15 protein-coding genes are annotated in these 17,134 nt (G+C 32.2%); 2 read left to right on the top strand and 13 right to left on the bottom strand.

The window, feature by feature from the left end; all coding sequences use genetic code 11:
* Nucleotides 1–31 precede the first annotated feature (31 nt).
* From AC2D8K_RS07320 to AC2D8K_RS07295, 6 genes are all read right to left on the bottom strand, one after another.
* A complete protein-coding gene (locus AC2D8K_RS07320) occupies nucleotides 32–997 on the bottom strand; it encodes a FecCD family ABC transporter permease (RefSeq protein ID WP_037551895.1) in 966 nt (321 codons plus the stop codon).
* Entirely contained in the window at nucleotides 994–2,025 is a 1,032-nt protein-coding gene (locus AC2D8K_RS07315) for a FecCD family ABC transporter permease (RefSeq protein ID WP_484698342.1), read from the bottom strand. The genes AC2D8K_RS07320 and AC2D8K_RS07315 overlap by 4 nt, the downstream gene beginning before the upstream one ends.
* Nucleotides 2,026–2,036: 11 nt before the next feature.
* Nucleotides 2,037–3,044, bottom strand: coding sequence for an ABC transporter substrate-binding protein (locus AC2D8K_RS07310; RefSeq protein ID WP_484698341.1), 1,008 nt, complete (start codon nucleotides 3,042–3,044; stop codon nucleotides 2,037–2,039).
* Nucleotides 3,045–3,283: 239 nt separating this feature from the next.
* Entirely contained in the window at nucleotides 3,284–4,363 is a 1,080-nt protein-coding gene (locus tag AC2D8K_RS07305; RefSeq protein WP_002450477.1) for an alanine/ornithine racemase family PLP-dependent enzyme, read from the bottom strand.
* 4 nt (nucleotides 4,364–4,367) lie between these two features.
* Nucleotides 4,368–6,125: an IucA/IucC family protein gene (locus tag AC2D8K_RS07300; protein WP_002450478.1), complete on the bottom strand. Its 1,758-nt coding sequence runs from the start codon at nucleotides 6,123–6,125 to the stop codon at nucleotides 4,368–4,370.
* Nucleotides 6,122–7,297: an MFS transporter gene (locus AC2D8K_RS07295; protein ID WP_002450479.1), complete on the bottom strand. Its 1,176-nt coding sequence runs from the start codon at nucleotides 7,295–7,297 to the stop codon at nucleotides 6,122–6,124. The genes AC2D8K_RS07300 and AC2D8K_RS07295 overlap by 4 nt, the downstream gene beginning before the upstream one ends.
* A gap of 102 nt (nucleotides 7,298–7,399) precedes the next feature.
* On the opposite strand from AC2D8K_RS07295, the gene AC2D8K_RS07290 reads away from it, so the two are divergent.
* Nucleotides 7,400–9,355 carry an IucA/IucC family protein gene (locus AC2D8K_RS07290; RefSeq protein WP_002450480.1) on the top strand — a complete coding sequence of 652 codons (1,956 nt, stop codon included), beginning with the start codon at nucleotides 7,400–7,402 and terminating at the stop codon, nucleotides 9,353–9,355.
* A 92-nt stretch (nucleotides 9,356–9,447) separates the two neighbouring features.
* On the opposite strand, the gene AC2D8K_RS07285 is transcribed toward AC2D8K_RS07290, so the two are convergent.
* The 6 genes from AC2D8K_RS07285 to AC2D8K_RS07260 all read right to left on the bottom strand — a co-directional run bounded on the left by AC2D8K_RS07285 (nucleotide 9,448) and on the right by AC2D8K_RS07260 (nucleotide 14,960).
* Nucleotides 9,448–9,969 carry an Asp23/Gls24 family envelope stress response protein gene (locus AC2D8K_RS07285; RefSeq protein WP_002450481.1) on the bottom strand — a complete coding sequence of 174 codons (522 nt, stop codon included), beginning with the start codon at nucleotides 9,967–9,969 and terminating at the stop codon, nucleotides 9,448–9,450.
* 83 nt (nucleotides 9,970–10,052) lie between these two features.
* Nucleotides 10,053–10,292 (bottom strand): DUF2273 domain-containing protein, encoded by a 240-nt coding sequence (locus AC2D8K_RS07280; RefSeq protein WP_002450482.1) that lies wholly within the window; start codon nucleotides 10,290–10,292, stop codon nucleotides 10,053–10,055.
* 12 nt (nucleotides 10,293–10,304) lie between these two features.
* Nucleotides 10,305–10,841, bottom strand: coding sequence for an alkaline shock response membrane anchor protein AmaP (gene amaP / locus AC2D8K_RS07275; RefSeq protein ID WP_002450483.1), 537 nt, complete (start codon nucleotides 10,839–10,841; stop codon nucleotides 10,305–10,307).
* A gap of 183 nt (nucleotides 10,842–11,024) precedes the next feature.
* On the bottom strand, nucleotides 11,025–12,587 hold the full coding sequence (locus AC2D8K_RS07270; RefSeq protein ID WP_145505378.1) for a BCCT family transporter: 1,563 nt from the start codon (nucleotides 12,585–12,587) through the stop codon (nucleotides 11,025–11,027).
* Nucleotides 12,588–12,882: 295 nt separating this feature from the next.
* Entirely contained in the window at nucleotides 12,883–13,890 is a 1,008-nt protein-coding gene (locus AC2D8K_RS07265; RefSeq protein ID WP_002450485.1) for a zinc-binding alcohol dehydrogenase family protein, read from the bottom strand.
* 62 nt (nucleotides 13,891–13,952) lie between these two features.
* The gene (locus tag AC2D8K_RS07260; RefSeq protein WP_002450486.1) at nucleotides 13,953–14,960 is read right to left on the bottom strand and encodes an NADP-dependent oxidoreductase; all 1,008 of its coding nucleotides are present in this window, start codon (nucleotides 14,958–14,960) and stop codon (nucleotides 13,953–13,955) included.
* Between the two features lie 125 nt (nucleotides 14,961–15,085).
* Here AC2D8K_RS07260 and AC2D8K_RS07255 point away from each other — a divergent pair, with 125 nt between their 5' ends.
* On the top strand, nucleotides 15,086–16,084 hold the full coding sequence (locus AC2D8K_RS07255) for an LLM class flavin-dependent oxidoreductase (RefSeq protein ID WP_002450487.1): 999 nt from the start codon (nucleotides 15,086–15,088) through the stop codon (nucleotides 16,082–16,084).
* A 111-nt stretch (nucleotides 16,085–16,195) separates the two neighbouring features.
* Here AC2D8K_RS07255 and AC2D8K_RS07250 read toward each other — a convergent pair whose 3' ends face one another.
* Nucleotides 16,196–17,056 carry an alpha/beta hydrolase gene (locus tag AC2D8K_RS07250; protein ID WP_002450488.1) on the bottom strand — a complete coding sequence of 287 codons (861 nt, stop codon included), beginning with the start codon at nucleotides 17,054–17,056 and terminating at the stop codon, nucleotides 16,196–16,198.
* Between the last annotated feature and the right edge of the window lie 78 nt (nucleotides 17,057–17,134).

Here is a 17,134-nt window from a genome sequence, read left to right as displayed (position 1 = left end):
ATCATATGTCCATTAGCCGTACAACTTATGATTACATTTTTCTTAATAAGAATAAGAAGTAAGGTGCCCCGATAATAGCAATAATGACACCTACTGGGATATCCAATGGGGGATGAATACCTCTTGCTAAACCATCACCAAATGTTAATAATATCGCTCCAATTAAACCGGACATCATTGCGACATGCATTGTTTTATGACCAACTATTTGTCTTGCAATATGAGGTGAAATTAATCCTAAGAAGCTAATACCACCTACGACTGAAATGGAAGCACCGGCTAACATTACTGATAAAATGAGTAATACCATTTTTAATCTTTTAACTCTAGCACCTAATGCGACAGCGACGTTATCTCCTAATCCTAGGATATCTAATTGATGGCTCAACATTAAAATTATCGGAATAGTAATAATGAACCAAGGTAATACAGATAAAAAGTTTGAAATATTATGACCGTATAAACTACCGGTTAACCAAACGAGTGCATTATTAGCATCCATAGGATTACGAATTAACAAGAACTGCACAATCGCCGTACATATTGCTCCAATTGCCAAACCAATTAAAGCTAAATTAGAACCTTTAACATCAAATTTAGAAATTAAAAAAGATAATATTAGGCTAATCATTAACGCCCCGATAAACGAACCGATAGGCAATATAGCTAATGGTGCAGATGGAAATAACATGATGATAATGACAGCAGCTAAACTAGCACCTTTAGAGATGCCTATCACATCTGGAGAGGCAAGTGGATTTCGAACAACACCTTGGATAATTGCCCCAGATATCGCTAAACTGCTACCGATAATCAGTCCTAATAATGTTCTAGGGATTCTATATTCATTTAAAATAAAATTATCATGTGTGAAGATGCCTTTAATCGCCTCGATAGGATTCACGATTACTGAGCCAATACATAAGCTAAAAATGGCACTAATAACTAATAATATTGTAACAATACTATATCTAATCATATGCTTCTTCCTTGTCATACGCGTTTCACCCCTTTAACTGTGATAAATAAGAAGTAAAATGCACCTACGAAAGAAGTCACTATACCAACTGGAGATTCAAAAGGATGTGTGACAAGTCGTGATAAAACATCAGAAAATAATAATAAATCGGCACCAATTATAATAGTAAGTGGAATCATCAAGATATAATTATTTTTGATATAACGTTTAACAATATGAGGTACGATCAAGCCTACAAATCCTATAGGACCTGCGATTGAAACTGATAAACCCGCTAAAATAATGACTAATAATCCTAAGAGCATTCGAACAACTTGAATTTTTTGACCTAATCCTTTAGCAATATCGTCGCCTAGTTCCATTATTGTTAATTGTCGTCCCATAAGCATTGTAACTATCATAGCCACAACTAACCATGGTGTAATAGCAATCACTTCTGGCCACTTAACACCTGACAATGAACCTACTAACCAAAACATCACTGATGAGTTGGAATCCTCATTTAACAATATTACCCCTTGGGTCATACTACTAAAGAATAAATGAACTGCCATACCTGCTAATACTAATTTAACTGGAGTCATTGCCTTTGTTGAACCTGAAAGTGTATAGACCGTTAATCCACCTAAAAATGCACCTATCATTGCTAAAATCATGGAATAGCTTTCAAGTGATGGTATTAGAACCGTTATTAATACAATTACAAAAGAAGCACCAGCATTCACACCAAATATTTGCGGTGAAGCCAATGGATTTCTTGTAATAGATTGCATTAGTAAACCTGCAAGTGCCAGTGCACCACCGATTAATAAACCTGCTAACATGCGTGGCATTCTTGAATTATGTATCAAGAATGACTGCTTCGTATCAGTATGCCCTGTAATATAATGAAAGATATCTTTAAATTCAATATGAGAAGAACCAATCGCTAAATTTAAATAAATACAAATAAAAAGAAAGCACACACTCACAATATATGCGAGTGTAGTGCGTTTTCTTTTTTCTTGTAATATAGCGGATTGACTACTTTGTTCTTTCATAGTCATCGTTTTCCACCTTACTTATCGTCTTTATTGTGATCCTTTTTAGAAATCTCAACTAATTCTTTTGCCATTTCTTCAGAAGAAATTAAACCACGAGCTCTTGCCCATAAGTCACGATCTACAACATCTACACGATTATTTTTTACTGCATCAAGTTTTTTCCAAACTGGATCTTTTTGCATTTTCTTGAATGTTGGTTCGTCCGGACTTGCTTTATCAGTCATAATAAACATACGACCTGGATTAACGTCTGACAATGTTTCTGAATTCATTTCTAAATAAGGTCCTTTTAAGTATTTACTTAATCCTTTTGTAACATCTGGTGATAATGCTTCTTTAAATCCTAATTGTGTTAGGAATTGACCAACATATGATTCACTAGGATGTCCTAAGAAACTTGATTTTGCTGCTACAGCTGGTAATACTTTTTCATCTTTATCAAATTTGATGTCTTTTTTGTATTCAGCAATTTTCTTTTCATGTTCTTTTAGACGCTTTTTACCTTGGTCTTCTTTACCTAATGCCTTAGAAATTGTTTTGAATGCATCGATATTATCATCATAGTTACCATCGAAACTTTTTAGTTCGATTGTTGGTGCAATTTTGTTTAAATCTTTATAAATTCCTTTATGTCTGTTGCTATCAGCAATAATTAAATCTGGTTTTAACTTACTAATCTCTTCTAAATTAGGTTGCTTACGAGCACCTACTGAAGTATAATTTCCGATTTTATCTCTTAATGGTTTAATAATACGTTCTTTTTTATTATCATCTGCAACCCCTACAGGTTTAACATCTAACGCTGCTAATGCATCTACAAACGAGTATTCAAGAACGACCACACGTTTAGGATGTTTAGGAACTTTTGTTGTTCCCTCAGCATGTTTAATTTCAACCCCATCTTTAGATGCTGATTTATTTTTAGAGTCGTCTGACCCGTTATTGCTTACGCTACCGCATGCAGTCACTAAAACTAAAGCTAACATTAAGCCGAGTATGCTCAAAAACTTGATACCTTTCATTTTTCCACTCCTTAACTATGTATATGCTTACATATATAGTTTATTGATAACGATTCTCATTGTCAATATGATTTTTATAAATTTTATAATTAATTTGAGACCTCTGAATACTTTTATCTTATATAATACGTAATGGTTTTATCATTGATTTGAATTTTAATTATTTAAGATATTAAAAAGGAGCACCTAACGTTTTTTCTCAATCTCATATAAGATCGCTGTTGTCGGTGCCCCGCTGTTTAAATATTTGATTTTATATTATGAATTGAACAAAAGGGTTCATTAAAAGAATGTATCATCGTTTCAACTTTCATATCAGTGGCATAAACTTTTTCTAAGTTTTTATTATACATCGAACGAGATAAGGCTTCATAGCTTAATTGAAATTGAATTTTATTACCGATTTGATAATGATCCTGATTGTTTAAATCGATCATTAAATGATCACTAGAGGCGCCAATAATTTGGATATCATTGGCTATAGGATTTATATGAGTTGTATCAGTATCAATGTACCCTATATCAACAATCGCTTGCAAATATGACTGTTTCGTATGGCTATTCATACGTGGTTTTATTTCTAATATTTCCGCTTCCAATACTATCGCATCTTGATACAAATGTGAAACAGGCTTGTCTGTAGTTGTATCGACACCTCTAAATAATGTTTCACCAATTCGTAATTCATTTATTTTACCTAAGTCATTATACATTGTTAACGGTAGCATACTTGAGTTTCCACCAGATACAATTTTCATGCGATAACCTATTTCTCTCTCTATGGCACTCACAAATTTATTAATCATAAAGACGTCATCTTCGATAGGTGTTCCTGATTTAAAACACATAAAATTAAATGACAGACCTATTAATTGAATATGAGATAAATTTAATATGGTTTCTATATATTTAACAACATCGTATGTTAGAACACCTTCTCTACCGTCTTTCCAATCAACCATTAATATTACTTGATGTTTTAAATTTAATTGTTCTGCTATACGATTAAGCTCTAAAATTGTATTTAATTCGGTTTGAATACTGATTTGTGCATTTTTAATCATATTATCTAACTGTGATAATTGTGTTGATCGTAGTATCGTGAATGAACAATCAAAATCAGTTAATTGTCTTATATTCTCTAATCGTGAATCTGCAAAATGAGTGATACCTAAATCAATTAATTTTTGAACAACTTGACGATCACCTGCGATAGATTTAATAACAGGTGTAAATTGTATGTGTTTAGCATCTAAAATTGTTTGAAGTACTTTGGCATTGTATTGTATTTTGGATAAATTTATATTTATATTTGCCATGTACTTACACCTCTTTTTTTATTGGATTTTCCAATTCTGTATTCAAATATTTCTTCACTTTATTTTCCATTCTCATACTTAATAATGCTTTAACTGAAATCTTTTGTCCAAATAAGACACGATGTAAAGCTTCGGCATGATTTTTATTGTCATCAATCGCAGTTTCAATTTCTTGTTGAACTATTTTAAATAATGCCTGTTCATTCACCATGTCATATTGATTAAAATGATGAATTAATTCTGCAAGTTGGTTTTGAACAACGGCATGTTGAAACTTACCTATCACTGCTTCAATTGAATCTGCAATTAAACTTTCATTCGTAATCTCAACATCTGGTAACTTATATTTCAATGTTTGCAAATCAATACGTGAACCACCCAAATCACGGACTAAAAAGTTCATTTGGTAATTAGGGCCAAGATTAACAATAGTATTTTGCATATGTGCTTCTAAGGCAATACCGTAATCTTGAATATACGCTATTAATGGTCTTACTAATGTACTAGTATATTGACGAATAAATCGTTCTATCGATTCTGAAGTGAGCTCGTTATAAGTCCACTTAATATAACTATCAACCACGACATCGTTATCAACTGGATTACGATTCACTAAACTCGCACTTACTATAGTTGAACCTTCTTGAGTTAACACTGGCTTTTCTCTTACGATACATGCTAATTGACGAGCTAAGTCAGGGTCCACATCAACATACTCACCAAATGGCTCCGCAGCCACTTTTAATTCAGGATATATATTCAACATATCTTGCAATGCATAACTTAACTTAGGGCCATCAACCGTTGTTACAGTAGATATCGTACGTACAGCACTTGTTGCTTGTACATTGACTGGCAATTTAATATGAAATGGATGATGCAATAACTCCATCGTTCTAAATGACAATGTGGCTTTAGATTCAACTGTAAATGGGGTTGGTATTAATATTTTGTCGCTAATCCATGTTTTAAAACGTTCCCCAATCACATGGTCATATTGCCAAGGATGAACAAAGATTGCCCGGTAATCATTGATATCTAAATCGAGTGGTTTAAGAAAAGCTTGTAATTTATCTTTTAGTTCTGGAATAACTTGATTAACGATATACTGTTCATCATTTTCCATTGATGTCGTGATGATATGTGATGATGAAACGAGCATAATATGTAATGGAATAATTTTTTCAAATTCTGGTGCATAGCGACGTATTTCCTCTGTCGTTAATGGCAACTTCGTCTTAGTTAAAGGATGTGTAGGATGTCCTTCTAATACTAAACTTTCAGAGTAACTTAAATCATTTGTAGCACCATTATCTTTTATATGTTGTAACCACGTAAAAAAATTAATCGTGTCTGGCAACATTGAAAATGTCATACTTTGATGAATTAATGATGCTCTATTATTAAATTGTTTATATGATTCTACAAAGCTATCCCTACTATGGATAAGCTCATGATATAAACGCTCAGATATTTCAATATCAAAAGCATCATTCAATATGTTAAGTAAACTTTCTAAACTTGTAATTTGAATGCGTTCATCACCACATTGATAGGTGAATGCTCCATCAAATACATATCTTTCTAACATACTTTTTCTTAAAACATAGGCAGTTAGAACTCGTCCATGATATTGTAATTCAATTTTTTCTGTTGTTTTATTTATTTTTGCGTCCTCAGGACATATTTGCTCTTTTAAAATTGCATTTAACATTCTATGTTGAATGTTTTTATCCGCAAGTAACCACTCATTGCGTGTCATTGTGAAATTCCTCCAATTTTATGAACTCGTTGCATTAAGTAAAATATGATCGAAATGGCTACTGTACTTATTCCCATAATTAAAAATGTATTTAATACGCCAAATTTGTCAGCAAAGAAACTCATAATTAAACTTCCTAACGGTATCATGCCTCGGTCCATCATTACAATACTTAATACCTTACCCCTTTCATAATCTTTAACACTATTTTGGAAATATACGCGATTTGTTGTTCTCGCCCATTGGCTAAATAATCCAATTAAAGTAATACAGATAAACATGATTACTAAATTATGAACAATGATACCTAATAAGGCGATGCCAAATAGTAATGAACTAAGATAATACATTTTAACAGCATCGATATAATCGAGAATTTTAGGTAATATCACAGTAGCAATAATGCCTCCAATGGCACAACAAGTCATTGCAATACCAAATATTTCAGATTGTCCTGGGAATACATGATTAGTCAGTACCGGTAATATAGTTGTATATGAAAAGCCGGTTGCCATAATTAATAGTGATGTAAAGAAAATCTTACTGCCTTCTAAATTGCGTTTGAAATAATCCATCACTACTTTTATTGACATCTCTTTTTGATGATCCCCCATATGAGTAGCTTGGATATGTATAGGGAAACATAAAGCTACCGCTATGAGATAACAAATAGCTTGAGCTAAAAATGTCGTTGGTGCATGATAAACTGCTAGAATAACACCTGCTATGGCTGGACCAATAGAACGACAAATATTAATTATAAATGAGTGAAATGATACTGCTTGTGTTGTTGTGATTTTATTAGATAAATCTGGTAAGATCGCTTGTCTCACAGGTGTTTCAACAGCACTTAACATTCCTCGTAATGTCGCATATATTAATACAATATATACTGGAATCTGATTAAATGAGTATGTCATCACACATAGTATTGCCGTCACTAAGAATGATGAAGTTATTGTAATACGCAGTAAATTTCCTTTATCATATTTATCAGCTATAGAGCCTGCCCATACACTTAGTAACAAAATGGGTACGAGCCGGCAAAAATTAACTAAACCTAAATAAACTGCGTTATGATATGTAGTAAGTACAAACCAGTTTAACCCGATTTGCCCAATCCAATTCCCTAAAAACAGAAGAAATGAACTGGAAAAGAAAAATTTAGCCATAAATTTCACCTGTCTTTTTAATTGATAATAATAATCATTATCATTAATATGGATTATACAAATCTTATTAATTTTTGTAAAATATTTTTTTAGAGGTGAATTATGAATTCAATTAAAATTGCAAAAGACAATAAATTTAATTTGACCAAAGATGAGCAAGATGCTTATCAATTTTTAAGTCAATCCCATCCAGAATGGTCTCAATACTTTATTGAAAATGTAAATATCGGTCGCGATAAAGTGACACAAAGATTAGTCACATCCATACATAGAGAAAATTTGGTAAATGGCAATGATCATAGCAGAATATTAAAAAGTAAAGATATTGAAGGTTTATCAAGCCATCGACCTGAAGTTTTAGAAATAGAATTTAAAGCATCTCACAAAAAGTTATATGCACCTATAAGTGGTAAACATGCATTTAATCGTGTAGATGTTGAAGGTCCTTTTTATTATCAATCCATAAATGATTCAATATTTTATCGAGTAGAACATCCGAATGATATTTTAGAATGGGTTTTAATTGAAGCACCGGAGTTAGACAACGAGGCGAGCGATCAATTTAAAGATGATTTAACTAACAGCGCTGCAAATATGATTTTTGCTATTAGCTATCAAGCCTATAGTATGAAAGATGAGTCACGACCTTTGTTTGATATTATTAAAAATCATGACGATAGCTATTTACGTTCAGAACAATCTGTTATTGAAGGTCATCCCCTACATCCAGGAGCAAAGTTAAGAAAAGGTATGAATTCTAGTGAGACATTTAAATATTCTCCTGAATTTGCGCAACCCATTAATTTGAAAATTATTTTGATACATCATCAATTTAGTAGAGTTCAATCATTAGCTAAATCTTATAATGACATGATGAACCAACTTTTCCCTAAAATGTATCAACAACTTCAGGATGAAGTAAAAGAATATCATGATATCAGTCTAGATGATTATCATGTGATGATTGTGCATCCTTGGCAATATGATGAAGTGCTTGCTCGTGATTATAGTAAAGAACTTGATCAACATTTGATCATAAAGACACATTGTACTTTACCGTATTATGCTGGGTTATCATTTAGAACATTGATGCCAAAAGCACCTAATGAAGATCCTCATATTAAATTATCAACTAATGTGCATATTACAGGAGAGATTAGAACATTATCGGAACAAACCACACATAACGGTCCATTAGTGACCCACATTTTAAATCAAATATTAGTTAATGACATGACATTCAAACCATATGCATCATCGGTCATTGATGAATTAGCTGGTATCCATTTTTATAATGGAAACGACCAAGACCCGATACAAACAGAGCGTAGTGAACAATTAGGTACTTTGTTTAGAACCAATATTAACATTCATCTTAAGGAAAAAGGGTTAACATCAATGATTCCATCAAGTCTAGTTGCCCAATATCCATATCACCCTGAGCCGCCAATTGTGTCATTAATTAAGTTATACCAAAATCACAATGACTTCACTTCATACGATGAAGCTGCCCAAGCTTGGATGAAAGATTATAGTCATGCCCTATTAGGCTTAGTAGTGCCTCTATTAACTAAGTATGGCATTGCACTTGAAGCACATCTACAGAACGCAATAGCACATTTTAACGAAGATGGTTCATTAAATCATTTATATGTAAGAGATTTTGAAGGATTACGAATCGATCAAGCTAGATTAAATAGCATGGGTTATGCTACAAATCAATTTCACGAGAAATCTCGTATTTTGACAGAATCTAAAGACTCTGTTTTCAATAAAGCATTTTATTCAACTGTCCAAAATCATTTAGGTGAATTAATATTAAACGTTGTACAATCTGCTAATCAAGATGATTTAGAAGATTTAATTTGGAACGATATAGCGAACATCATACACCAAATTTTAGATACAATTACCGATGTTTCTAATGAAAGAATCTCTGAAATTCAAAATGTAATATTTGCTAAATCAATTGATTATAAGTGCGTGACTACCATGCGCTTAGAAGATGAAGCGCATGAATACACATATATTAAAGTAAACAACCCCTTACATTCTTAATACATGATAATAAGACATAAAAAATCCGTGAGATACGCTTTAAAGTATCTCACGGTTTCTTAATTATAAAACTAAATAACTAAATGGACAGATTATTGTAAACCTTGTCTTTCGTTATTGTTGTTGTTTTGGTTGTTTTCTTTTTCATGTTTTTGTTGCCATTCTTTTTTAGTCATAACATCATCAACTTGCATGTTAACTTCTACAACTTCTAAACCAGTGATATATTTCACTTGTTCTTTAACTAAGTCAGTTACTTTACGGAAGATTTTTGGTGCAGATTCACCATATTCTAAAATAACTTTTAAGTCGATTGCAGCTTGTTTTTCTCCAACTTCAACAGAAACACCTGTAGTTACATTGTTACCGCTTGAGAAAGCATTAGTAAAGCTATCAGTGAAGCCGCCTTTCATATCTAAGATACCTTTAACTTCGCGAGCTGCGATACCAGCAATTTTTTCAACAACTTCATCAGAGAAAGTTAATTTGTTTTCAAATTGAGGTTGTTGATTTTCTTGTTGTTGCTGTTGTTTTTGTTGTTCTTGTCTTTCTTTTTCTTTAACACCTGTTTGGTTATCATACGCTTGTTTTGCTTTATTGTTATCTACTGCCATTTTGCATTCTCCTTTTTAAATAAAATTGTTATTCTTTAATCTTTTTAAAACTTTCAATGAACATCTTAGAAATTAAAGTTAAATTAACTCCATCTATTTAGAAAATTCAAAAAGTCTTGTGTACGGTCTTTAATATACCCAATTCCAATTCCTATTAAACATAAAACAATAATTAAAATGGTTTTCCAGAAACCTAAAGTTAGGAATAATATAGCTATAAGTAAAAATGCTAAAAATCCGATGATTCTCCATTTGAAAGTTTTCAATATGTTAATAAGTTGTTGCGTAGAGTCTTGTCCATTTTGGTTATTATTATTAGCCATGATATCCCTCCCTTACAACACTCTTGGACCAGAAGTTTTCTGATCTTTGACGTTTACTTCTAATTTTCTTACTGGCATTTCAGTAAAGTGTTCAACATTTTGTTTAATATCAGCACGAATACTTTCTGTTAATGATGTTGCTTGAACATTGTTTGGAACAAAGTAATCTGCCTTAATATCAATAAATGATTTTTTCTTCTTGTTGTACATTTTAGTAACAACGTTAGGTTGTCTAACTTGATCATATTTAGCGATCGTGTCATAAACTGTTTTCTCAACGGCTTTTCTTGATACATAGACATGACCATCGTCAAATTCTTTGTACAATCCAGGTTTTCTATACGTAGGTTTAAATATGCTTAGTACTAATATTAAACCAATTAATATTAGCAATCCTGCTAGGCCAATCAATAGTGGTTGGAACCAATTGAATTGTAAGAAGTAATCTTGGTATTGAGAAATACGACTATCTTTAATATACATAAACAATAGGAAACCAACGATGACTACAATAAGTAGGCCAAGGATAAAGTTTTTAAGTCTTTTCACCTCGTATGACACCTCCTCAATTAGTATTATATTTTTTTAGTATCACACAAAATGAGTACCCTATTATAAATAAATCAAAACCAATAATTTAAAATTTAATAATCAGTTTTTATATTTAATTAAGTACTACTTATATGGTTTATTCCCATTTAATTGCAATCGAAAACATTTATTTAAAAAAATCTAAAAACTTTTTTTATCTTTCGAACTTTTATATTCTAATACATCGGAATCTCTATCTTTGACTAATATTTTATTACTTGGTCGTGGTTTTTCTTCACCTAGTGATTTAAATAATGACCATATCATTAAAATAATGACAATTGAAAACGGCAACGCTGCTATAATAAGTAAGTTCTGTATTGCTTGTGTTCCACCTGTATAAATCATGATAATGGCAAATAAAGCCATAATGATTCCCCAACTGACCTTTACAATTGAAGATGGATTAATATCGCCTTGTGAACTGAGCATTCCTAATACGTAAGTCGCTGAATCTGCAGATGTAACAAAGAAAATCATAATTACGATTAACGTAATAATACTTAAAATAAATCCAAGTGGATAATGTTCTAGTGTGGCAAATGTAGCAGTTTCAGTTGCTTCTTTTGCAATGTTAGCAATTTTATTGTCTTGCAAATACATTGCAGATGCACCGAAAACTGCAAAGAATATAAAGCAAACTAATGCCGGGACAAACAATACGCCCAAAATAAATTCTTTAATAGTACGACCTCTTGAAACACGTGCAATAAATATTCCTACAAATGGTGCCCAGGATACCCACCATGCCCAATAAAAGATCGTCCAATTTTGTAACCATTGGAATTTTTGCTGACTTGATGGGATTCTTAAACTCATACTAAAGAAATGGGCTATATAATTACCTAATCCGTTCGTAAACGTATTTAAAATATAAAGTGTTGGACCCACAATAAATAAACCAACTAATACAATAAACGCTAACGCCATATTAATGTTACTTAGTGTTTTAATACCTTTATCGATACCTGACCAGGCAGACCAAGTAAATAAAACTGTTGCAATCACAATTAAGACCACTTGTGTACCAAAATTATTTGGTAGATGAAATAGAAAATGAAGTCCTTCATTAATTTGTAAAGCACCAAAACCTAATGTCGCAGCTACGCCTGTTACAGTAGCGATCACCGCTAATACGTCAATGGCACCTCCTATAGGACCTTTCATGGCCTTTTCTCCAAATATTGGGACTAGAGTTGCACTTACTAAACCTGGATAGCCTTTATGAAAGCTAAAATAAGCAAAGACTAGTGCAACAATGCCATATACTGCCCATGCATGAATACCCCAATGGAAAAATGAAAATTGCATGGCATCGTTGATTGCAGTTTGTGTACCTGCTTTATGCAAAGGTGTTAGTTTAAAAGCATGACTAATAGGTTCAGCTGTTGTCCAAAATACTAAACCAATTCCCATACCAGCACTGAATAACATTGCAAACCATGATGGTAATGAGAACTCTGGATCTTCACCTTCTTTACCTAAAGTAATTGATGCATACCTAGAAAATAGTAAATACACACATACTATTAAGATTAGTAGCACTAATAATAGGTAATACCATGAAAAGTTAACCGCTATAAATGAAGTAATATTTTTAGTAACGGTTTCTAATTGTTTTGGTAATATTGCACCATAAATAACGAATAGCGTACAAATGGATAATGCAACCCAAAATACGATGCTAATAGATTTATCCTTCATATGTAAAACACTCCCCTTTTTTATATCTTTCATATACCCTAGCTACTTACTCCCAATCATATTTTATTTATTTTCAATTTGTATCAATTAATATTTTAATAATTTGTTAAATTTAGATTGATCTATAGATAAATTAAAAAACCTGAGACACGATGTCTCAGGTTTTAATCATATATACCTATTTTGTTGCTTAATAATTCCAGTTAATTCGACGTTTAATATCTATTCATTTCGTCCTAATTAAATTGCTTCTTACTCTATGATTCAATTTTTCGAAATAACTTCCCATAAATAATTAAATGTTGATTACTAACTTACCTATCATTGTATGACTTTCTAATATTTGGTGTGCCTTATAAAGATTGTCTACTGTTAAACCTTCAATCACCTTAGTAGTTGTAGGTTGATAGACACCCTGCTCTATTTTTATTGCAATATCTTTTAAGTAATCATGATGCTTAATCATATCTCTAGTTTGATGAACAGGTCTCGCAAACATAAACTCATGAGAAAATGAAATACTTTTTGACTTAAGTAGATTTAAATCTTGTTTTTCATTAAAAGCTACAATTGTCGCAATATGTCCTCTTGGTCTTATTAAATCAATCATCGTTTCATAATACATATCCGTATTAAAAGTACAGAATATATAATCCACTTCTTCAATGCCTTGTTGAGATATTTGCTGTTTTAAATCTTTTTTATGATTGATTACAATGTCTGCCCCCATGTCGTAACACCATTTCTTTGTTTCATCTCTAGACGCAGTTGTAATGACTTGTAAACCATAGTGATGTGCAATTTGTGTTGCAATACTACCTACACCACCAGCACCATTAATAATTAATATAGATTTACCTTCATTGTCTTTTGAACGTTCTGAAATATTGAAGCAATCAAACAAAGTTTCTGATGCGGTAATTCCAGTTAATGGTAAACTCGCTGCTTGTTCATCTGAAACATTTTCAGGTGCATGAGCGACTAACTGTTCATCTATTAATTGATATTCAGCATTTGAACCATGTTGGATAGGTGAACCTGAATAAAACACTCTATCTCCTTCTTTAAACATAGACACATTCTTTCCAATTGATTCAACTATACCAACAGCATCAAATCCTAAAATTCTTGGTGAATGAGATACTGGCAATTGCCTTTGTTTAGTGTCTACGGGATTTACACTAATACTATTTACTTTCACTAAAATTTCAGTGTCCCTAGGTTGTGGTAGGTCTATGTCATATGCTTTAAAGTGGTTCCCTTCACCTAAGTTAAATGGTTGTTCAAATCCTAATGCTTTCATGCTGCAATCACCTCAAATTGGTTTAAATTAAACGATCTACCTCGTTATTAATATATACTTTTTTATTCAGGGTCTGCTACTTTAATCACTTGCTTCCCAAAATTGTCACCTGTAAAAAGATTTCTAAATGCTTCTGGTACTTTGTCAAACCCTTTAGCCACAGTTGTTTGCGTTTTTATTTTATCTTCACGAACCCATTCTGCTAATGCTTCACTCGCATTTTTAAAATCATTTGCAAATTCGGCTACCAAGAAACCTCTCATCATAGCTTGTTTTTTAACTAACGTGCCTTGTATTCTTGGACCAATGTCGTCTTCAGGGTGATTATATGAAGAAATAGCACCACACACAGGCACACGTGCAAAGCGATTAAGATGTTTAAATACTTCATCTGCAATAGCTCCACCAACATTTTCATAATATACATCCACGCCATCTGGTAATGCTTGTGCTAAATTCTCAGCGAAATACTCATCTTTGTAATCAATACCGGCATCAAAACCTAATGTATCAGTTAAATAATTGACTTTATCAGGTCCACCAGCGATGCCTACCACACGACATCCTTTGATCTTAGCAATTTGACCTACCACAGAACCTACGGCACCTGAAGCTGCTGAAACAACAACTGTTTCACCTTCTTGTGGACGTCCAATATCTATTAAACCATGATAAGCTGTTTGGCCTGGCATACCTAGTACACTTAAATACAATTCAAGTGGTACTTCTGTAGATGGCACAACATTAACTTTGTCACTAGTAACTGTATTATATTTTTTCCAAGGTAGCATACCTGTAACGATATCGCCTTCTTGGAAACCATCCGCTTCTGAAGTAGTTACTTGAGCAACGATATGACTTATAATTGGTTGTCCTACTTCAAATGGTTGAACATAGGAGTCACCTTGTGACATTCTACCTCGCATATACGGATCAACTGAAATATACAATGTTTTTAATTGTATCTCACCACTCTGTGGATCTTTAGTTTCTATTTCTTCGTATTTAAATGTATCGTCCTGTGGCATACCATCAGGATATTTATTAAAAATAATTTGTTCATTATTCATCGAATCATCCTTTTTCAATTTATTAATACTACCATAATACCTCAATTCAAGATGTCGCAATCATTTCGTCTGAACTGTATAATATGAATCAATAAATGAAATCAAAATTGGAGATGCATTCAATTATGAAACTAAGTATTTTAGATTACGTGCCTATTTTTGAAAATAGAAATGCTTCTGATGCACTGAATCATAGTATCGAATTAGCACAACTTGCAGAACAGTTGGGATATGAAAGATATTGGGTAGCAGAACATCACCAAGTTTTATCAGTAGCATCAAGTGCACCAGAGATGATTATGATGTCTCTGTTAGAACAAACGAATCATATACGTATTGGAAGCGGTGGTATCATGATGCCACACTATAGTCCATATAAAGTAGCAGAACAGTTTAAAATTATGGAAGCACGACATCCAAAACGTGTAGATTTGGCTTTAGGTCGCTCTAAAAGCTATCCAAATGTTTTTGCAGCATTGAACGAAAATAAAAATCAACCACTACAATTTGAAACTCAATTAAATGACTTACAAAAATATTTTACTGATGAAGTTACTAAACCACATCGATTTCAAACTTTAATTGCAACCCCACAAATAGATAGTTATCCTGATATGTTTATACTCGGAATGAGTGAACGAAGTGCGAAACTTGCAGGTAGAATAGGCTTACCTTTTGTAATAGCGCAAATGGGACAAGAACCACAGCAACTTCAAGCGGCTATTGAAACATATAAATCTACTATATATCAACACTATGGGGAACAAGTAAAACCATATGTTATATTAGCAACCTTTGTCATTACCGCAGAAAATCAAGACAAAACTAATCAATTACTAAATGCCTTTCATTTATGGTTAATACGGATTTTTTATGCTAATCAACCTAAATCTTATCCTTCAATTGATACAGCTAAAAATCGACAATGGTCTGATAGAGAACTTAAGAAGATGTCATCCAACGCAAACCGTGTGATTAGTGGGTCACCTTATCAAGTAAATGCTCAGTTGAAACAACTAAAAAATGATTATAATGTTGACGAAATAATGATTTTGCCACATGTATATGGAGAAGCGAATCGAAAAAGGCTATTAGAATTAGTAATGGAATACTGTGAATCATAAGAAACTATACAAATAAAGGTACAATATCCAACTAAGTTACATTATCGTTTCTTTCAATCTATAAATGAAAAGAAATACTCGATTTGAACGTATGGAAATTGTACCTTTTAATTATTTAGACCAAAGAAATTCTATTATTTCATTGGCTACTTGTTTATTTTCATGTAATTGGCTATGTTGTGCTGACTTTCCAATATATTTAGATTCTTTATAACTACTCACCGAATCTCCTATTAAATATTTTAAAGATTGAGATGAAGCATTTGAAACACGCCCATCAGAATGTGTTCCATCTTTTAAGTCTCCAAATATATTTAATACTTTAATATCTTTATTTTTATAACTATCTTTAAGAGATAATAATGCTTTGTAATTATCAGTCATTTTACTTGGCTTACCATTATGATCAACCGTAATTTCATTTACCTTTTCATTTAAATTTAAAACGCCATTGAATGTCCCAGCAATATTAACTTCTTTATTTAATTGAGGTACGTCTTTATCTGTACCATACATTTTCATAAAGTATGCAAATGATAAATTCCCCATTGAGTGACCTACAAAATTATACTTTTCAATCTTATATTTTGATTTAAGGTTTGCTAATACATTTTTAATATTTTTAGCGTTTTGTTCTGTGTCACCATTTTTATTATCTTCCATCTCTACCTTGATTATAGGATTGACAGCATTGTCTTTTAGATTCCCTTTAAAATTGACATTTCCATTTTTAGATACCCTAGCTGTGATGACATTATTAGTTACACCTTGCTTTACAGCTTGATTTACCATATATTTTTCTGAGTTTGCACTCCCACCATAACCATGCACAAATATTGTACCAGTATATGATTGTTTAAAATGTTGTGTATCTACTTTCGTTGCATGTTGTTGACGTACAACTATCGCTAATGCGACTATAATCAATGCGATGATTAAAATACTAATCATTAGTAGCCATTTTGACTTCATCAAATTACCTCTTTTTCATATATTTCATTCAGTATATAGTATTTTTTCAAATCACGCACATAAAAAACAAGGTGCATC

It is taken from the genome of Staphylococcus sp. 510, from assembly GCF_057219715.1.
Note: the sequence above shows the minus strand (reverse complement) of the source record. Positions and strands in the feature narration are given on the sequence as shown.